Below are 19,332 nucleotides of genomic sequence, written 5' to 3' on the forward strand. Positions count from 1 at the left end.
GTAAGCTGACAGCGACCGGGGCCTTGTGCCCCGGTTTTGTTTTTTCTACCGTTTTGACCCAGAGGTGGGCGGCATGCAGATACAGCCAGGTGTGTACCGGCATTACAAAGGGCCTGAGTACCGTGTCTTCAGCGTTGCGCGACATTCCGAAAGCGAGGAGTGGATGGTGTTCTACCAATGCCTGTATGGTGACTACAGCTTTTGGGTGCGCCCCCTTGCAATGTTCTGTGAGTCGGTTGAGGTTGACGGCGAACAGGTGCCACGCTTTGCTTTGGTCAAGGCCGAAGAGGGCCTGGCAGGGGTGTCGGATAAGTCGCACGGCTGATCAGCCGAACTTGACCTCGCACTTTTGCCACTATATATAGCGGTGCCGCGTCTGGCACCTGACGTGTTTTTTATCTTCAGATTCAGGAATACACCGATCCATGGGCAAATCGCTGGTCATTGTGGAATCCCCGGCCAAGGCCAAGACCATCAACAAGTACCTGGGCAACCAGTACGTGGTGAAGTCGAGTATCGGCCATATCCGAGACCTCCCCACCAGCGGTTCGGCCAGCGCCAGCAAAGAGCCCGCCGCCAAGCGTGGCAAGGCGGCCGCGGGTGAGGCACCGGCCCTATCGCCGAAAGAAAAGGCTCGCCGTCAGCTGGTTGCACGCATGGGCGTCGACCCGGACCACGGCTGGAAGGCCAAGTACGAGATCCTTCCCGGCAAAGAGAAGGTGATCGACGAGCTGCGTCGCCTGGCCAAGGATGCTGACACCATCTACCTCGCAACCGACTTGGACCGCGAAGGGGAAGCCATTGCCTGGCACCTGCGCGAAGCCATCGGCGGCGACGACACCCGCTACAAGCGCGTGGTGTTCAACGAGATCACCAAAAAAGCCATCCAGGACGCGTTCTCGCAACCGGGGGAGCTGGATATCGACCGGGTCAACGCGCAACAGGCCAGGCGCTTCCTGGACCGCGTGGTGGGCTACATGGTCTCGCCATTGCTATGGTCCAAGATCGCTCGCGGCTTGTCCGCCGGGCGCGTGCAGTCGGTGGCGGTGAAGCTGGTGGTGGAGCGTGAACGTGAAATTCGTGCGTTCATCCCCCAGGAATACTGGGAAATCCACGCCGACCTCGGCACTGCAAAAAATGCCAAGGTGCGCTTCGAGGTCGCCCGTGAGAACGGTGAAGCCTTCAAGCCGCTGAATGAAGCCCAGGCCATGGCGGCCCTGGACAAGCTCAAGGCGTCCAGCTACAGCGTGGTCAAGCGTGAAGACCGCCCGACCAGCAGCAAGCCGTCGGCGCCGTTCATCACCTCGACATTGCAGCAGGCTGCCAGCAACCGCCTGGGCTTCGGCGTGAAGAAGACCATGATGATGGCCCAGCGTCTGTACGAAGCGGGCTATATCACGTACATGCGTACCGACTCCACCAACCTGTCGGTGGACGCCCTGGACATGGCGCGCAGCTACATCGAGCGCGAGTTCGGCAAGCAGTACCTGCCTGAAGCGCCCATGGTCTATGGCAGCAAGGAAGGCGCGCAGGAGGCCCACGAGGCCATTCGCCCTTCGGACGTCAACACGCACCCGACCAAGTTAAGTGGCATGGAGCGCGATGCCGAGCGCCTGTACGAGCTGATCTGGCGCCAGTTCCTGGCCTGCCAGATGCCACCGGCCCAGTACCTGTCCACCAGCGTGACCGTGGCGGCAGGTGACTTCGAATTGCGTGCCAAGGGCCGCATTCTGAAGTTCGACGGTTATACCCGGGTACTGCCGCAGCAGAGCAAGCCGGGCGAAGACGATGTGCTGCCAGAGATGGTGCAGGGCGAAGCCATGAAGCTGATGCAGCTCGACCCGAGCCAGCACTTCACCAAGCCACCAGCGCGTTTCACCGAGGCCAGCCTGGTCAAGGAAATGGAAAAGCGCGGCATCGGCCGCCCGTCAACCTATGCGGCGATCATTTCCACCATCCAGGACCGCGGCTATGTGACGTTGCACAACCGCCGGTTCTACTCCGAAAAAATGGGCGACATCGTAACCGAGCGCCTGTCGGAGAGCTTCGCCAACCTCATGGACTACGGCTTTACCGCCGGCATGGAAGAGAACCTGGACGACGTGGCCCAGGGTGCGCGCGACTGGAAGAACGTGCTGGACGAGTTCTACGGCGACTTCAGCAAGAAGCTGCAGACTGCCGAGTCCAGCGAAGACGGCATGCGCGCCAACCAGCCGACCATGACCAACATCGCCTGCAAGGAATGCGGCCGGCCGATGATGATTCGCACCGCCTCGACCGGTGTGTTCCTGGGCTGCTCCGGTTACAGCCTGCCGCCCAAAGAGCGCTGCAAGGCTACCGTGAACCTGGTGCCGGGCGATGAGATTGCCGCCGACGACGAAGGTGAGTCGGAATCGCGGGTACTGCTTGGCAAGCACCGCTGCCCGATCTGCGCCACGGCGATGGATGCGTACCTGCTGGACGAGAAGCACAAGTTGCACATCTGCGGCAACAACCCTGACTGCCCGGGTTACGAGATCGAAGAGGGTAACTACCGCATCAAGGGGTACGAAGGGCCTAGCCTTGAGTGCGACAAGTGCGGCAGCGAGATGCAGCTGAAAACGGGCCGGTTCGGCAAGTTCTTCGGCTGCACCAACCCGGCCTGCAAGAACACCCGCAAGCTGCTGAAGAGTGGCGAAGCGGCGCCACCGAAGATGGACAAGGTGGACATGCCTGAGCTCAAGTGCGAAAAGGTGGATGACACCTACGTGCTGCGTGACGGTGCTTCAGGCTTGTTCCTGGCTGCCAGCCAGTTCCCGAAAAACCGGGAAACCCGTGCGCCGTTGGTCTTGGAGATTGTGCCGCACAAGCACGAGATCGATCCCAAGTACCACTTCCTGTGCGATGCGCCTGCCAAAGACCCGGACGGCCGCCCGGCGGTGATCCGCTACAGCCGTAAGACCAAGGAGCAGTACGTGCAGTCTGAAGTCGACGGCAAGCCGACTGGCTGGAAGGCGTTCTACGATGGCAACGCCTGGAAGGTCGAAGACAAGCGCTGAGCAACAGCGTGTATTGTATTGGGGCCGCTATGCGGCCCTCGTCATTCATGAGCCGGCTAATTCGCCATGCAGCCTGATGGGAGGGCATAGAAATGGCCCAGGAAGTCTACACCCGTACCAACCAGAAACTGTTTTTTGCCGGGCTTGCGCTTGAATCCATGGCCAAGGCGGAACAAAGCCAGGCCATGAACGCGCAGGGCCTGGTCCAGGCAGAGCGTGAAGCCGCGCTGTTTCACCTGTATGGCGCATTGCTAGGGCTGTGTCATGAGGTCAGTGCTTTCTACCGTCTTCCAGCTGCTGCCAGTGTGGAGCAGGCCTTGGCGGATGATGCGCTCAATGGCCTTGCCATCCCAGAGGTTGCAGAACTGCTGGAGCTTGCCCGTCAGCGGGAAACCTGGCTGGCGCAAATGCTGGGGGCTTACGCCGACCTGTTCCGGCCGCCCGTCGCACGCAAGGCGCCAAAAACTGACGTCACTCAGCCGCTGATCCAGGCCGTAAGCCTTGATGAACCGGCCACCGAACCACTGTCGAGGGATGAGCTGGAGAGCTGGCGCCATAACCTCAAAGCGCTCGTCAGGCGTTTTCGCGACGCGTTGAGTGAGTGCTGAGTCCAGCCAGCGCTGGTACAATGCTGGCCTTTCGTGGAGAACCGCCGTTTATGTCTACGTCTTTTCTGGAAATTGTCGAGTTGCCTGATGGCCGCATCGAACTGCGTCGCGCCGAGGATGAGGGCTCATTGGTAACCTTGGATTTCTCGGAGGATGCCAAGGTGTTTCTGCAGGGTCAGCATGTGGAGGTGGCCAAGGCCATGCTCAGCGTTGGCGTGCAAATGGCCGGGCGGCTTATGGATGGCGAGCTTGAGCGGGAAGAAGGGCCGCGCGTACTGCATTGAGGTGCGTCACGCTTAATGTTCTATGTGGTCGCAGGCAAGGCCTGAACATCAGCCAAAGCGGATGTTCAGGCTTTGTGCATTACCCGTGCTGGCAGCGCGGACCAACTGCTGGCGTGCAGTTGCGTTGACGTTGCCCAGCCAGCTGACCACGGTATGGCTGCGCCCCAGGCGCAGCGCTTCGCAGGTCAGTTGCAACGGGCTCTTGTTGCCGCGAGGGTGCAGCAGCAGGATGCGCTCACGGTTGAGGCCGGCATCCCGTAGCCACGCCTGGGTCAGGCTGGACGGCGGGGCGATCAGGGTGAGCCAGCGGGCTTCGTCCTCTTCGCTCAGTTCGCGCAGTACCGGTGCCAACAAGGTCTGGCAATGGCTGGGTGCGCCGTGCAGCGACAACTCGCTGAACAGGTCGGGCGCGCTGCTCTGGCGACTCAGTTCGCTGGCTTTCAGCCCAGGCAATACAGGCTGTGCGAGGAATGCTTCGAACAGGGGCAACTGGACTTGCTCGTGTGCGTGAATGATCTGCTGCATGACGCCTCCTGGATCAGCGGCGAATGACGCCGACGCTCAAGCCCTCGATCACCAGTTCCTGTTCTTTCAGGTTGACTTCGATGGGGGCGAATTCTGGGTTTTCAGCGAGCAGCCAGACCTTGTTGCCTTCGCGCTTGAAGCGCTTGACGGTCACCTCGTCGCCGATGCGGGCCACGACGATCTGCCCGTTACGGGCTTCGCGGCAGGTGTGCACGGCCAGCAGGTCGCCATCTAGAATGCCGACGTCCTTCATGCTCATGCCGTGGACGCGCAACAGGTAGTCGGCCTGGGGGTGGAAGAAGGCAGGGCTGATGTTGCACGATTGCTCGATGTGCTGCTCGGCAAGAATGGGGGCGCCCGCTGCCACCCGCCCGATGATCGGCAGGCCGGCTTCTTCGGCCTTGGCTTCCAGGCCCGGGATGCGAATGCCGCGCGATGCCCCAGGGGTCATCTCGATGGCGCCTTTACGGGCGAGTGCCTTGAGGTGTTCTTCTGCGGCGTTGGGGGACTTGAACCCGAGCTCCTGTGCAATCTCGGCGCGGGTCGGCGGGAAACCGTTGTCCTCAAGGCAACGCTTGATGAACGCGAGGATTTCGGCTTGGCGTGGCGTCAGTTTCAACATGATCAGCGCTCTGTCTTTTTGTACAGTGACTGGGATTATATACAGTATTGGGGTGGCTGCAAGCACATAGCCTCAAGCTGCAAGTGGCAAGCTGCAAGTAGCACTTAGCAAGCATCACCGGCAAGGCCAGGCAAGGCAGCCCAGAACGGGGAGGAAGCAGGTGAGACTGGCCGGTCACGGAGCCTTGACAGACGCAGGGTTGAAACGTATGTTTCAAACACCTGTTTGTCTGGCGGAGCGCGCGGAGTAATCATGGCCCAATCGGAAACCGTTGAACGCATTCTCGATGCTGCCGAGCAACTGTTCGCGGAAAGAGGGTTCGCCGAAACCTCGTTGCGGCTGATTACCAGCAAGGCCGGGGTCAACCTGGCTGCGGTAAATTACCATTTCGGCTCCAAGAAAGCCCTGATCCAGGCCGTGTTCTCGCGGTTCCTGGGGCCGTTCTGCGCCAGCCTGGAGCGCGAGCTCGAGCGCCGTCAAGCCAAGCCGGAACACAAGCCTACCCTCGAAGAACTGCTGGAAATGCTGGTGGAGCAGGCACTGGTGGTGCAGCCGCGCAGCAACAATGACCTGTCGATCTTCATGCGCCTGCTGGGCCTGGCCTTCAGCCAGAGCCAGGGGCACCTACGCCGCTACCTCGAGGATATGTATGGCAAGGTGTTCCGCCGCTACATGCTCCTGGTCAACGAGGCTGCGCCGCGCATCCCGCCGCTGGAGCTGTTCTGGCGCGTGCACTTCATGCTCGGCGCTGCTGCCTTCAGCATGTCGGGTATCAAGGCGCTGCGGGCTATTGCCGAAACCGATTTCGGCATCAACACCTCCATCGAACAGGTGATGCGCCTCATGGTACCTTTCCTGGCGGCCGGCATGCGTGCCGACACCGGTGTCACCGACCCGGCCATGGCCAGTGCCCAGTTGCGCCCGCGCACCAAGGCCGCCCCCGTGGTTTCCAGCGCCAAGGCTTGATCCCGCCACGCTAACAGGCTGCGGCGCGCGCCACCCAGTCTCAATTCAAGGATTACCCATGACCGTCAGCCTGCAAGGCTCCCTGATGGTGGATATCGCCGGCCAATGGCTGACCGCCGAAGACCGCCACCTGCTGCGTCAACCCGAAGTGGCGGGGTTGATCATCTTTGCCCGCAACATCGACAGCCCGCGCCAGGTGCGTGAGCTGTGCGCCTCCATTCGCGCCATCCGCCCTGACCTGGTGCTGGCAGTGGATCAGGAAGGCGGCCGCGTCCAGCGTCTGCGCCAGGGCTTCGTGCGGCTGCCGGCCATGCGGGCATTGGCGGACAACGGCAATGCCCTGTACCTCGCCGAGCAGTGCGGCTGGGTGATGGCCACCGAAGTGCTGGCGGTTGGGCTGGACCTGAGCTTCGCCCCCGTGCTGGACCTTGACCACCAACGCAGCGCCGTGGTGGGCAGCCGAGCCTTCGAGGGTGACCCGCAGCGCGCTACCGATCTGGCCGCCGCGTTCATCCGGGGCATGAATGCGGCGGGCATGGCTGCCTGCGGCAAGCACTTCCCTGGCCACGGCTGGGCCGAAGCCGACTCCCATGTGGCCATCCCGACCGACGAGCGCAGTTTGGCGCAATTGCGCCAGGCCGACCTGATCCCCTTCAGCCGCCTCAGTGGGCAGCTGGCGGCGGTGATGCCGGCGCATGTCATCTACCCGCAGGTCGACGACCGCCCGGCTGGCTTTTCCCGGCGCTGGCTGCAGGACATCCTGCGCGGCGAGCTGGGTTTCGACGGTGTGATCTTCAGTGACGACCTGTCCATGGCCGGGGCGCATGTGGTGGGTGACGCCGCCAGCCGTATCGAGGCGGCGCTTACCGCCGGTTGCGACATGGGCCTGGTGTGCAATGACCGGGCTGCAGCGGAGCTGGCGTTGAGCGCAGCGCAGCGTATGCAGGTCAAGCCCTCGCCACGCATCGCACGCATGCGCGGCCAGGGCTTTGCCTGCACGGACTACCGCCAGCAACCGCGCTGGCTCGAGGCGTTGGGGGCGTTGCGCGAGGCGCAGTTGATCGACTGACCCCGCGGCTGCGGGGTCGGCACGGTCCGGTACCCGTTAGCGGCCGCGTTTACCCGGCAGTGGTGCAAACAGGGCTTCGATTTCCTCATCCCCCAGGCGCCATTGCCCGGCCTGCCCGCCGTCTAGCAAGCTGGCGGCCAACGCTGCCTTGTCTTGTTGCAGCAGCTGGATCTTCTCCTCGACGGTGCCGCGGGTAATCAGCTTGAACACGAACACCGGCTTGTCCTGGCCAATGCGGTAGGCGCGGTCGGTGGCCTGGCTCTCGCTGGCCGGGTTCCACCAGGGGTCGAAGTGGATCACGGTGTCGGCAGCGGTCAGGTTCAGCCCCACGCCGCCTGCCTTCAGGCTGATCAGAAATACCTCGCTGTGACCCTCCTGAAACTGTTGCACCGGTGTGCGCCTGTCACGGGTATCCCCTGTGAGCAGGCTGTAACGTATGTGGCGCTTCTGCAGTTCCTGTTCGATCAGGGCCAGCATCGAGGTGAACTGGGAGAACAGCAACACCCGCCGCCCTTCACCCAGCAGCTCGGCGAGCATCTCCATCAATGCCCCCAGCTTGCCCTTGTCGGCCTGGTTGCCCCGGGTTTCCACACCCTTGACCAGGCGCAGGTCGCAGCACACCTGGCGCAGCTTGAGCAGCGCATCCAGGATGACGATCTGGCTGCGCGCCGCGCCACTGCGGGCAATTTCGTCGCGGACCTTTTTGTCCATCGCCACCCGCACCGCCTCATAGGTGTCGCGCTGTGCGTCGCTGAGCTCGACCCAGTGCACCATCTCGGTCTTGGCTGGCAGCTCGGTGGCGACCTGTTCCTTGGTACGGCGCAGCAGAAACGGGCGAATACGGGTCACCAGGTGGGCCAGCCGCTCACTGTCGCCTTGACGCTCGATCGGGTTGCGGTAGTCCTGATTGAACCGCTTCAGGTCCCCCAGCCAGCCGGGCATCAGGAAGTGAAAGATCGACCACAGCTCGCCCAGGTTGTTTTCCATCGGCGTGCCCGTCAGGCATACGCGCTGGTTGGCCTTGAGCTCGCACACCGCTTGCGCAGCCTTGCTGGTGCTGCTCTTGATGTTCTGCGCTTCGTCCAGGATCAGCACGTGCCAGGGTTGATCCTGTAAATAGCCCAGGTCGCGGGGCACCAGTGCATAGGTGGTCAACACCAGGTCGTATTCGTGCAGGTTTGCAAAGTGCTTGTTGCGCGAAGGGCCCTGCAGGGCCAGCACGCGCAGTTCGGGGGCGAAGCGCTGGGCCTCGTCCAGCCAGTTGGGTACAAGGCTGGTGGGCATCACCACCAGGGCCGGCGAGCCGAGCCTGCCGGCTTCTTTTTCCAGCAGCAGGTGCGCCAAGGCCTGCAGGGTTTTGCCCAGCCCCATGTCATCGCCCAGGATGCCGCCCGTGCCCATCTCGCGCAGCGCCTGCAACCAGTTCAGGCCTTGCTGCTGATAGGGGCGCAGGCTGGCCTGTAGCCCTGTGGGTGGTGGCACCTGCAGGTCGCGGGCATCGCGCAGGCGGCGCCCCAGGTCACGGACATGCGCGCCGCCTTCCCAGTGCAGGGGCAACCCATCGACTTCGTTCAGCCGCGCTGCATCGGCACGGTCCAGGCGTACGGCGGGGCCGGCCTCGTGTTCGCCGAGGTACAGCCCGCCCAGGGTCGCCATGACCGCCTTGACTCGGCCATAGGGCAGGGCGACGCGCAGGGCAGGGCTGTCCAGCCGCCCGCGGTTCAGGTCAATCAGCAGGTGCTCGTCATCGTTGCGTTTGGCCAGTTCGCTGGGGCGTAGCAGTTCGGGGCTGCTGCGCAGCAGGTGCAGCACGATGGGTAGCAGGCTGTGGCGCTGCCCTTCGACCACGATGCCCAGTTCCAGGTCGAACCATTCGTGGCCTGGCGCTTCATCGATGGACGCGTACCAGTCATCCACCTCCTGCAGGTTGAAAGCAAAGTCGCGGTGCATATCTATTTGCCAGCCCGCATCACGCAGCGGCCCTGCGCCTTCGCGCGCGAATTTCAGCCATGTTTCGTCGTCGGCGAGTTGGAACATTTCACCCGCGCTGTCAGGCAGTGCCTTGCTCTGCCGCGTTGCCACCTTGAAGCCCATGTCGCGCAGCGTTTTGCGCAAACGTTGCTCGGCTTCGGGCTGGCGGCGGATGCGTTGGCTGGTGCTGCCCACCAGGCGGGTCAGGGGCTTGTCGTCATTGCCGCTCGCCCGCAAACCATCGTAGTCGAAGGCCAGTGCGGCGCGGTGCTGAAACTGCCGCTGCATGCGGCCGGTCTTGGGCATGTAGGCGGTGAACTCGACACTGCCCAGGGTCAGGTGGGGCGTGGGCGGGATGTCGTCGATCAGTTGCTCCTGTACGGGCGCCGGGGTGGGCACCTGATGGCTGAGCGCATTGAGTTTATGGCTGAGAGGGACGACCAGGTGCTCAGGCACCACTGGGGCGACGGTCAGTTGCATGGCCGTGTGCGGGTTCAGGGTATGCTCGACCGTGCCGACTTCTTTTGTATCGATATCGAGGTAGTAGAGTGGCACCAGGGGGATGACACACAGCATCTGCCCGCCATCGCTCACCCACGTGCCGCGATAGGCACCGCTGTCCAGCCGTACCCAGCGAAACTCGGCCTTGAGCGCAGGCCCCTGGCGCAGCAGCGGCAGCTCTGGCAGGTACAGCAGGCGCCCGGTATCAAGGGCACGCTGGAACAGCTCGCCGCCTTCGTGACCCCTCAGCCGGTAGCCGCGATCCTGGCCGCCGCCCTGGTTCAGTGCCGAAAGCAGCCGCAGGATGCGAATATCGTCCTCGGTGACGAAGTTCGGCGGCTGATACAGGTAATCGTAAAGTGACTGCACACGGCTGTAACGGATGCCATCGGCAGTGCGTGTGCCTTTGCGCACCATCAACGAGCAGCTGTCGTCATTCTCGAGCCTGAGTTCGTAGCAGACCATGCGCCCGCGTTTGTCCTTGCCCTCTTCGGTTTTGCGGGGTGCCTGCTCCAGGCCGGTCAGCCAGTGCTGCAGCTCGGGCGAGAGGGTCGTGCTTTTGGGTGCGGCGGGCTCATGGCTGGCGTAAGGGTCACAGATTGAAAACAGCACAGCGGCGCAGTGTTTGCAGTTGACCTGCACGGGGCAGGTGCAGTCACCGTCGATCATGCACCGCCCGTTTTCCAGGGTGACGAAGATCGTCTGGCTGTAGCGCTGCCCGCGGCTTCCCTCGCACGTGGCGGAAATCAGCTGGGTGTCTACTGCTTCCAGTTCGACCCTGCCTTCTTCGGCGTATTTCTCGCCCCGCTGCAAAGCGCCACGGTCGAAGCATTTGACCCAGTTCGGATTGTCGCTCAAGCATTCGAACGCATCTCTTGCCATGGCTTACTGCTCCAGCAATTCCGGGTCCATGGGCGGCATTTTGGGCGTGCCTGGGGGCGTTACTTTCAGCAGCAAGGCCAAGTGGCCGCCGTCGAGGAAGGTGAGTTGGCCGGCCTTGACGTTGCTGTTGGCCTGCCTGAACTGCTCGCTTTGCAACACGCTGCCATTGCCGTCGAGCTGGTTGACCCACAGGTTGGCCTCCACCGTGATGAAGCGGCCCTGGCCAATGCTGAGGTTGCCTTCGATAGGGAAGTGGCCGAACTGCTCGTTGCCTTCACCCAAGGCAATACGGCTTGGCCCATCGCCCACCTGCTGCTGCCAGGCCCGGTGCATCAGCACGGTGTAGTCTGCCGTGGCCTCCAGGCGGGTGGCTTCATCTTCAAGGGCAGGGCGCTGTTCGGCGTCCTTGCCAAGGCGTGGGGCACCGGCACTCCAGTTTTCAGGCGCGAACGGGCTGGTGAAGGCGGGCACGTTGTTTTGCCGTACCAGTATCATTTCTACCTGGTACAGGCCCTGGGCGAATGCGCTGGGGGCAAAAGCCGCCAGCAGCAGGGTCAGGCAACGGATGGCACGCATGGGTCTTCCTTAAGCAGGCTGTGGTGTCAGGCGCTCGAACAGCGCCTCCAGGGTATTGAAGCGTTCGTCGGGGCGTTCCATCGGGACCATGAAGCGGAACTGGGTAGCACCCTCGAACTTGTAGCGTTTGGGTTGGCCCTGGATCAGCTTGATCAGGGTCAATGGGTCGACCGGGGTTTCGGCCTCGAACTCGAGCTTGCCGCCGTTGGGGCCGGCGTCGACCTTCTTGATGCCGAGCTTTTCTGCCTGCAGCTTGAGCGCCGTCAGGCGCATCAGGTTCTTGGTCGGCTCCGGCAGCAGGCCGAAGCGGTCGATCATCTCCACCTGCAGGTCTTTAAGGCCTTCTTCGTCGGCGGCCGAGGCGATGCGCTTGTACAGGATCAGCCGCGCATGCACGTCCGGCAGGTAGTCTTCCGGGATCAGCGCCGGCAGGCGCAGGTTGATCTCCGGGCCGCCGCCCAGTGGCTGCTCGAGGTTGGGCTGGGTGCCCTTGCGGATGGCCTTGACCGCGCGCTCGAGCATTTCCATGTAGAGCGTGAAGCCCACCGCCTGGATCTGACCACTCTGGCCTTCGCCCAGCAGTTCGCCAGCCCCGCGGATTTCCAGGTCGTTGGTGGCCAGCACAAAGCCGGCCCCCAGGTCCTGGGTGTTGGCGATGGCTTCCAGGCGCTTTTCTGCGTCGGCGCTCACCTTTTGCCGGGTGGGCGTGAGCAAGTAGGCGTAGGCCTGGTGGTGGCTGCGGCCTACCCGGCCACGCAGCTGGTGCAGCTGGGCCAGGCCGAACTTGTCGGCGCGCTCGATGACGATGGTGTTGGCGCTGGGCACGTCGATGCCGGTTTCGATGATGGTCGAGGCCACCAGCACGTTGAAGCGCTTGTGGTAGAAGTCGCTCATCACCTGCTCCAGTTCACGCTCGCGCATCTGGCCATGGCCGATGCCGATGCGCGCCTCGGGCACCAGCTCTGCCAGGTCGGCGGCGCACTTCTCGATGGTTTTTACATCGTTGTGCAGGTAGTACACCTGGCCGCCGCGCAGCAGTTCGCGCAGCAGCGCTTCCTTCACCGTGCTGTTGTTCTGCTCCATGACGAAGGTACGTACCGACAGGCGACGTGCCGGCGGCGTGGCGATGATGGACAGGTCACGCATGCCGGCCACTGCCATGTTCAGCGTGCGCGGAATGGGCGTGGCGGTGAGGGTGAGGATGTCGACCTCGCTGCGCAGCGCCTTCAGTTGTTCTTTCTGGCGCACGCCAAAGCGGTGCTCTTCGTCGATGATGGCCAGGCCCAGGTCTTTGAAGCGCACATCGTCCTGCAGCAGCTTGTGGGTGCCGATGAGGATGTCGATCTTGCCCTCGGCCAGGTCTGCAGCGGCGCTGGCCACCTCCTTCGCGGACTTGAAGCGGCTCATGACCTCTACGGTCACCGGCCAGTCGGCGAAGCGGTCGCGGAAGCTGTTGTAGTGCTGCTGCGCGAGCAAGGTGGTAGGCACCAGCACGGCCACCTGGCGGCCACTGTGCACCGCGATGAACGCGGCGCGCATGGCCACTTCGGTCTTGCCGAAGCCCACGTCGCCGCACACCAGGCGGTCCATGGGCTTGGGCGCCAGCATGTCGGTGCGCACCGCTTCGATGGCCGCCTGCTGGTCGGGGGTTTCCTCGAACGGGAAGCCGGCACTGAAGGTGGCGTAGTCGGCGGCCGGGTCGGCGAAGGCATAGCCCTTGCGCGCGGCGCGGCGGGCATAGATGTCGAGCAGTTCGGCGGCCACGTCGCGCACCTGTTCGGCGGCCTTGCGCTTGGCTTTCTGCCAGGCTTCGGAACCCAGCCGGTGCAGCGGGGCCAGGGCATCGTCGCTGCCGGTGTAGCGGGCGATGAGGTGCAGGTTGGCAACCGGCACGTACAGCTTGGCGCCCTCGGCATACTCCAGGGTAAGGAACTCGGCGGCCTGGCCGTCGATTTCCAGCGTAGCCAGGCCCAGGTAACGGCCAACACCGTGGTCGATGTGCACCACGGGCGCGCCTTCGCGCAGTTCGGTCAGGTTCTTGATGACGGCATCGTTGGCGGTTTCGCCGCGCTTGTCACGGCGCCGGCGCTGCATCACGCGCTGGCCGAACAGCGGGCTCTCGGCAACCAGGGCAATGGCGGGGTCGTCCAGCACCAGGCCTTCGTCCAGCGGGGCGATGGTAATGGCCAGGCGCTCGCTGCCGGTGATGAAGTCTGCCCAGCCCTCGACCGTGTGCGGGCGCAGCTTGAGCCGCTCGAGCAGCTCCAGCAGCACTTCGCGGCGCCCGGCGGATTCGGCGGTGAACAGCACGCGGCCGCCGAACTGGTCGAGGAAGGCTGACAGCTCGGCCAGGGGCTGGTTGGCCTTGGCTTCGATCGCAAGGTTGGGCAGCGCCCGGGCAGCGAAGCGCGCGCGGCCAGCGCCTGCGTCCAGGTCCTCGCTGCTGACCACCACCCGGGGCCATTGCTTGAGCCGGGCAAAGCAGTCTTCTACCGGCAGGAACAGTTCGGCCGGGGGCAGCAGCGGGCGGCTCAAGTCGCCGCGGCGGTCTTCATAGCGCCCGCGCACGTCGTTCCAGAAGTGCTCGGCGGCCTGCTCCACGCCTGGCAGCGAGAACACCTGGGTGTCGGCGGGCAAGTAGTCGAACAGGGTGGCGGTTTCTTCGAAGAACAGTGGCAGGTAGTACTCGATGCCCGCCGGGATGATGCCGCTGGCGAGGTCCTGGAAGATGGCGCTGCGGCGGAAGTCGACGTCGAAGCGCTCACGGAACCGCGCCTTGAAGCGGGTCACTTCTTCCTTCTGCATCGGGAACTCCCGCGCCGGCAGCAGCCGGATCGAGTCAACCTTGTCGATGGAGCGCTGGGTTTCCGGGTCGAAGGTGCGCAGCGTTTCGATCTCGTCATCGAACAGGTCGATGCGGTAGGGCAGTTTGCTGCCCATGGGGAACAGGTCGATCAGGGCGCCACGCACGGCGAACTCACCGTGTTCGTATACGGTATCGACGCATCGGTAGCCCGTGGCCTCCAGGCGGCTGCGCATCTGCTCTACGTCGATGGTCTGGCCTACGTCCAGCACCAGGCTGCTGCCCAGCAGAAACCGTGTAGGCGCCAGGCGGTGCAGGGCGGTGGTGATGGGAACCACCAGGATGCCGTGGCTGAGCTCCGGCAGCCGGTAAAGGCTGGCGATGCGCTGGGAAATGATGTCCTGGTGCGGCGAGAACAGGTCGTACGGCAGGGTTTCCCAATCGGGAAACGGCAGCACCGGCAGCTCGGGGGCGAAGAACTTCAGCTCTTGCTCGAGGCGGTCGGCGGCCTGGCTGTCGGCGGTCAGCAGCAGGGTGAAGCGGCCAGCGCTGCTGGCAGCCTCGGCGATGGCAAGGCTGAGGGCGGCCCCGGGCAGGTTGCCCCAGGTTTGTTTGCCGGCCGTGGCCGACAGTTGCGGTAGGCGCAGAACTGACACGGGAGATGGCACTCCAAGCGTTGCGGCAAAGAGGTCGATTGTACCGGTGACCGTGCCGGCTGTCAGGCTTGGATGGGCATGATTGCTGGCCTGCGTCACCGCGACAGGCGCTCATTGCCGGTTACGCATCGGGGCGTCATAATGTAGCCCCTTTTTTCTGTCCCTACATGTGGAAGGTTCCCGTGACTCAGAAGCCCGACCAGTGTCTTGGTGAGTGGATCGATCGTGAAGCCCTGGCTGAAGCGATGATCCCGCTTATCGGTCAGCTCTACCGCAACAACAATGTGGTGAGCTCGATTTATGGCCGTAGCCTGATCAACCGTTCGGTTATCTCGATCCTCAAGGCGCACCGCTTTGCGCGTCATCGCCAAACCGACGAAACCGAACTGTCTGTTCACGAGACATTCCCCCTGCTCAAGGCCATGAGCGAGCTGAAGCTGGGCGCCGCTTCGGTCGACCTGGGCAAGCTGGCCAACAAGTTCAAGCAGGAAGGCAACGGCCGCACGGCCGAGCAGTTCGTCCGCGAAGAGCTGGCCGAAGTGGTTGGCCAGCAGAACGCTGCTGCGCGCAAGGGCACCGACGTGGTGCTTTATGGCTTCGGTCGCATCGGCCGCCTGCTGGCCCGCATCCTGATCGAAAAAACCGGTGGTGGCGACGGCCTGCGCCTGCGTGCCATCGTCGTGCGCAAAGGCGCTGAAAACGATCTGGTCAAGCGCGCCAGCCTGCTGCGTCGCGACTCGGTGCACGGCCCGTTCGATGGCACCATCACCATCGATGAAGCCAACAACACCCTCACCGCCAACGGCAACCTGATCCAGATCATCTACGCCAAGAGCCCGAGCGAAGTCGACTACACCCAGTACGGCATCGAGAACGCACTGATCGTCGACAACACCGGCGTATGGCGCGATGCCGACGGCCTGGGCCAGCACCTGGCCTGCCCGGGTGCTGGCCGCGTGATCCTTACCGCACCTGGCAAGGGCGCGCTGAAGAACATCGTGCACGGTATCAACCACGGTGACATCGCTGCCGATGACAAGATCATCTCGGCCGCCTCCTGCACCACCAACGCCATCGTGCCGGTGCTCAAGGCTGTCAACGACCAGTACGGCATCATCAATGGTCACGTCGAAACCGTTCACTCGTTCACCAACGACCAGAACCTGATCGACAACTTCCACAAGGGCAGCCGTCGTGGCCGTGCCGCGCCGCTGAACATGGTCATCACCGAAACCGGTGCTGCCACCGCTGCCGCCAAGGCCTTGCCAGTACTCAAGGGCAAGCTGACCGGCAACGCCATTCGCGTGCCGACGCCGAACGTGTCCATGGCCATCCTGAACCTGAACCTGGACAAGGCCACCACCCGCGAAGAAATCAACGAGTACCTGCGCCAGACCGCCATGCACTCGGAGCTGCACAAGCAGATCGACTACGTCAGCTCGCAGGAAGTGGTGTCCACCGACTTCGTCGGCTCGCGTCACGCCGGTGTGGTAGACGCCGAGGCCACCATTTGCAACGACAACCGTGTCGTGCTGTACGTGTGGTACGACAACGAGTTTGGCTACAGCTGCCAGGTAGTGCGTGTGATGGAAGAAATGGCCGGGGTCAACCCGCCAGCATTCCCACACTGATACGCCTGCACGGCCATGAGCAGACGGGAACCTTCGGGTTCCCGTTTTCGTTCTGGCCGGCGGCGGCCAAGTGAGTGCCCGGGTGACTCCATCCGGCATTTGACGGAGAATGGCCGACGCTTTTGTGCAGTGGCTGGGTGACTGCCCTGCATTCGGCAGGCGTCGAAAGGCGAATGAAAGCACCAGCAGGGATGATCAACGCCACGGAATCGGTGACCCTATGTAGTGCGGGTAAAATTGGCCTACGACGCGACCAAGGGTTAATGTGCGCGGCGTTCACGCTTGATTAGACTGCACCCGAATTTTCTCATGGCGCTCTGGCGACATGATCGCGCCCCGCAAGCGACCGTGGCTTGCGGGCCAGTTCTGAAGGAGTACGCATGGCTGTCTACAACTACGACGTAGTGGTGCTGGGGTCCGGCCCGGCCGGTGAGGGGGCGGCGATGAACGCCGCCAAAGCAGGGCGCAAGGTGGCGATGGTGGACAGCCGTCGCCAAGTCGGGGGTAACTGCACTCACCTGGGTACCATTCCGTCCAAGGCACTGCGTCACTCGGTGCGGCAGATCATGCAGTTCAACACCAACACCATGTTCCGCGCCATCGGTGAGCCGCGCTGGTTCTCGTTCCCCGATGTGCTGAAAAGCGCCGAAAAGGTCATCGCCAAGCAGGTGGCTTCACGCACCGGCTACTATGCGCGCAACCGCGTCGACCTGTTCTTCGGCACCGGCAGCTTCGCTGACGAACAAACCATCGAGGTGGTGTGCCCCAACGGTGTGGTTGAAAAACTCAACGCCAAGCACATCATCATCGCCACCGGCTCGCGTCCCTATCGCCCTGCCGATATCGACTTCAACCACCCGCGGGTGTACGACAGCGACACCATCCTCAGCCTCAGCCACACCCCGCGCAAGTTGATCGTATACGGGGCCGGTGTGATCGGTTGCGAATATGCCTCCATCTTCAGCGGCCTGGGCGTGCTGGTGGAGCTGGTGGACAACCGGGGGCAGTTGCTCAGCTTCCTGGATTCGGAAATTTCCCAGGCGCTGAGTTACCACTTCAGCAACAACAACATCACCGTGCGCCATAACGAAGATTACGAGCGCGTGGAAGGGCTGGACAACGGTGTGATCCTGCACCTGAAGTCGGGCAAGAAGATCAAGGCCGATGCCTTGCTGTGGTGCAATGGCCGTACCGGCAACACCGACAAGCTGGGCCTGGAGAACATCGGCATCAAGGTCAACAGCCGCGGCCAGATCGAAGTGGACGAGGCCTACCGCACCAGCGTGCCGAACATCTATGGCGCGGGCGACGTGATCGGCTGGCCGAGCCTGGCCAGTGCTGCCCACGACCAGGGCCGTTCTGCCGCTGGCAGCATCGTCGACAACGGTAGCTGGCGCTTCGTCAACGATGTGCCCACCGGCATCTACACCATTCCCGAGATCAGCTCCATCGGCAAGAACGAGCAGGAACTCACCCAGGCCAAGGTGCCGTACGAGGTGGGCAAGGCGTTCTTCAAGAGCATGGCGCGGGCGCAGATTGCCGGTGAGCCCCAGGGCATGCTGAAGATCCTGTTCCACCGAGAAACCCTGCAGGTGCTGGGCGTGCACTGCTTCGGCTACCAGGCTTCGGAGATTGTGCACATCGGGCAGGCGGTGATGAACCAGCCTGGCGAACTGAACAACCTGAAGTACTTCGTCAACACCACGTTCAACTACCCGACCATGGCCGAGGCCTATCGGGTAGCGGCGTACGACGGCCTGAACCGGCTTTTTTGAGCGGCTCCGACCGGTGGCCTGAGCCGGTCGGAGAGACCGAATTCAACCCTGCCCGAGGGTGGTCCTGGCCAAACCGGGAAAGTCTGTAATCAGGCTGTCCACGCCGAAGTCGGCGAGCCTTCGCATCAGCGCGGGTTCGTTGACCGTCCACACCGACACGTGCAAGCCCTGGCCCTGCGCTTTGAGCAGGCGCTCGGGGGTGCACAGTGTCCAGTTCAGCGCCAGCATCTGGCAGCCGTAGTTCTGGGCCACTTTCAGCGGGTCCAGCCAGGCGTACTCGGCCACCAGGCCGCGCTGCACGTCTGGCACCAGTTCCTGGGCGGCGCCCAGTACTTCACGTGAACTTGACGTGATGGTCACCTTGTCCAGCAGGCCGTATTGCTGTGCCAGCTCGCGAATGGCCAGAACCGTGGTGGCGGCGCGGGTGCGCGAGGCGCTTTTCACTTCCAGTTGCCAGTGCTCGAACGGGCACTTCTCGAACAGCTCCTCGAGCCGCGGAATGGGGCAGGGCTGCACCCAGCCCGGGCCACCGCTGCGTGCGTCGATCTTGACCAGGTCTGCCGCCGGGTGCTCGACCACCTTGCCGCGTTTGCCCGTGGTGCGTTTGAGGCTCGGGTCGTGGATGACCATGAGCTGGTTGTCTGCCGACAGGTGCAGGTCCAGCTCGCAGCGCATCACGCCGTGAGACAGGCACTGGCGGAAACTGTTGAGGGTGTTCTCGGGTGCTTCGCCCTTGGCGCCGCGATGGCCGTAGATCAGGGTCACGTTCGTTCCTTCAAATCAGAGAGAATAGGCATTCAGGACGCAGGGTCGTTGTGTTCCAGTTGCTCACGTCGCTGTTGTTGCTGGCGCTGCAGAATATAGCGAGCCAGCAATTGACGCTGGGCGTCGGTCATGTCGGTAAATTCGGTGCCAATGTCGAAGCCACCTTGGCTGCGCGGGTCGCAATGGGTCACCTTGCCGCGCAGCAGCAGGCCATGGGCGCGCGGCATCAGCACCAGTTTCACCTTCACGCGGGTGCCCGGTGGCACGGGCGTGGCCTGCACGCATTCGATGCCGCCTTCGGAGATGACCACCGGTTGCGGTTGGCCCACTTCGCCGAGCAAGGTCTGGGCCACCACCGCGCTGAGCAGGTCCAGGCGTTTGTTCTGCGCCCGCAGGAACGCGGCCAGGGTGCGATCCTTGTCGCTCAGCTGGCGCAGCAGGTGCTGGGCCTCGAAGTCGGATAAATGCAGTTCGCTGAGCAGGTTGAACAGTGGGGATTCATCCTGCAGCACATCTGGCTCAAGGGCTTGCGCTGCGCTCAAGGGGCTTAATTGAAGTGCGATGCGGTCTGCGATGCGGTAGTATTCGCGGCGATCTTCTTCGTCTAATGTCGTCATGGCGAACCCTGGGTAGCGGCAGTGGTCCGAGTGTAAAGCCGCC

15 protein-coding genes are annotated in these 19,332 nt (G+C 63.2%); 8 read left to right on the plus strand and 7 right to left on the minus strand.

The features are described from left to right. Positions 1 to 73: 73 nt before the first annotated feature. The 4 genes from IAE33_RS05670 to IAE33_RS05685 all read left to right on the plus strand — a co-directional run bounded on the left by IAE33_RS05670 (position 74) and on the right by IAE33_RS05685 (position 3,930). Positions 74 to 325, plus strand: a complete 252-nt coding sequence (locus tag IAE33_RS05670; RefSeq protein ID WP_028632471.1) for a DUF1653 domain-containing protein — start codon at positions 74 to 76, stop codon at positions 323 to 325. A gap of 100 nt (positions 326 to 425) precedes the next feature. Then, positions 426 to 3,038 carry a type I DNA topoisomerase gene (gene topA, locus IAE33_RS05675; RefSeq protein WP_201162761.1) on the plus strand — a complete coding sequence of 871 codons (2,613 nt, stop codon included), beginning with the start codon at positions 426 to 428 and terminating at the stop codon, positions 3,036 to 3,038. A 92-nt stretch (positions 3,039 to 3,130) separates the two neighbouring features. Beyond that, positions 3,131 to 3,646: a DUF6586 family protein gene (locus tag IAE33_RS05680; RefSeq protein WP_201162762.1), complete on the plus strand. Its 516-nt coding sequence runs from the start codon at positions 3,131 to 3,133 to the stop codon at positions 3,644 to 3,646. 50 nt (positions 3,647 to 3,696) lie between these two features. Beyond that, positions 3,697 to 3,930 (plus strand): hypothetical protein, encoded by a 234-nt coding sequence (locus IAE33_RS05685; protein WP_028632474.1) that lies wholly within the window; start codon positions 3,697 to 3,699, stop codon positions 3,928 to 3,930. Between the two features lie 48 nt (positions 3,931 to 3,978). On the opposite strand, the gene sulA is transcribed toward IAE33_RS05685, so the two are convergent. After that, positions 3,979 to 4,455 (minus strand): SOS-induced cell division inhibitor SulA, encoded by a 477-nt coding sequence (gene sulA, locus IAE33_RS05690; RefSeq protein ID WP_201162763.1) that lies wholly within the window; start codon positions 4,453 to 4,455, stop codon positions 3,979 to 3,981. Between the two features lie 13 nt (positions 4,456 to 4,468). Further along, complete coding sequence (gene lexA / locus IAE33_RS05695) at positions 4,469 to 5,077, minus strand: transcriptional repressor LexA (RefSeq protein ID WP_028632476.1); 609 nt, start codon at positions 5,075 to 5,077, stop codon at positions 4,469 to 4,471. A gap of 252 nt (positions 5,078 to 5,329) precedes the next feature. Between lexA and IAE33_RS05700 the strand changes: the two genes are divergently transcribed. Both IAE33_RS05700 and nagZ read left to right on the plus strand, forming a co-directional pair. Continuing rightward, on the plus strand, positions 5,330 to 6,043 hold the full coding sequence (locus IAE33_RS05700) for a TetR/AcrR family transcriptional regulator (protein ID WP_201162764.1): 714 nt from the start codon (positions 5,330 to 5,332) through the stop codon (positions 6,041 to 6,043). Between the two features lie 70 nt (positions 6,044 to 6,113). Beyond that, positions 6,114 to 7,112 (plus strand): beta-N-acetylhexosaminidase, encoded by a 999-nt coding sequence (gene nagZ / locus IAE33_RS05705; protein WP_174435877.1) that lies wholly within the window; start codon positions 6,114 to 6,116, stop codon positions 7,110 to 7,112. 36 nt (positions 7,113 to 7,148) lie between these two features. On the opposite strand, the gene IAE33_RS05710 is transcribed toward nagZ, so the two are convergent. The 3 genes from IAE33_RS05710 to mfd are packed head-to-tail and all read right to left on the minus strand — an operon-like array spanning position 7,149 to position 14,501. Beyond that, complete coding sequence (locus tag IAE33_RS05710) at positions 7,149 to 10,466, minus strand: DEAD/DEAH box helicase (protein ID WP_201162765.1); 3,318 nt, start codon at positions 10,464 to 10,466, stop codon at positions 7,149 to 7,151. Positions 10,467 to 10,469: 3 nt separating this feature from the next. Continuing rightward, a complete protein-coding gene (locus IAE33_RS05715) occupies positions 10,470 to 11,042 on the minus strand; it encodes a CsiV family protein (RefSeq protein ID WP_201162766.1) in 573 nt (190 codons plus the stop codon). Between the two features lie 9 nt (positions 11,043 to 11,051). Beyond that, complete coding sequence (gene mfd, locus IAE33_RS05720; RefSeq protein WP_028632480.1) at positions 11,052 to 14,501, minus strand: transcription-repair coupling factor; 3,450 nt, start codon at positions 14,499 to 14,501, stop codon at positions 11,052 to 11,054. Between the two features lie 167 nt (positions 14,502 to 14,668). On the opposite strand from mfd, the gene IAE33_RS05725 reads away from it, so the two are divergent. Together IAE33_RS05725 and sthA are read left to right on the plus strand one after the other, a co-directional pair. After that, positions 14,669 to 16,132, plus strand: a complete 1,464-nt coding sequence (locus IAE33_RS05725; protein ID WP_033727928.1) for a glyceraldehyde-3-phosphate dehydrogenase — start codon at positions 14,669 to 14,671, stop codon at positions 16,130 to 16,132. A gap of 380 nt (positions 16,133 to 16,512) precedes the next feature. Then, positions 16,513 to 17,907: a Si-specific NAD(P)(+) transhydrogenase gene (gene sthA / locus IAE33_RS05730; protein WP_028632482.1), complete on the plus strand. Its 1,395-nt coding sequence runs from the start codon at positions 16,513 to 16,515 to the stop codon at positions 17,905 to 17,907. 42 nt (positions 17,908 to 17,949) lie between these two features. On the opposite strand, the gene IAE33_RS05735 is transcribed toward sthA, so the two are convergent. Continuing rightward, positions 17,950 to 18,672 carry a glycerophosphodiester phosphodiesterase gene (locus tag IAE33_RS05735; RefSeq protein ID WP_201162767.1) on the minus strand — a complete coding sequence of 241 codons (723 nt, stop codon included), beginning with the start codon at positions 18,670 to 18,672 and terminating at the stop codon, positions 17,950 to 17,952. A 32-nt stretch (positions 18,673 to 18,704) separates the two neighbouring features. Next, positions 18,705 to 19,289: a PilZ domain-containing protein gene (locus IAE33_RS05740; protein ID WP_201162768.1), complete on the minus strand. Its 585-nt coding sequence runs from the start codon at positions 19,287 to 19,289 to the stop codon at positions 18,705 to 18,707. Between the last annotated feature and the right edge of the window lie 43 nt (positions 19,290 to 19,332).

The sequence above is a fragment of the Pseudomonas sp. S60 genome (assembly GCF_016647865.1).
Taxonomy (GTDB): domain Bacteria; phylum Pseudomonadota; class Gammaproteobacteria; order Pseudomonadales; family Pseudomonadaceae; genus Aquipseudomonas; species Aquipseudomonas parafulva.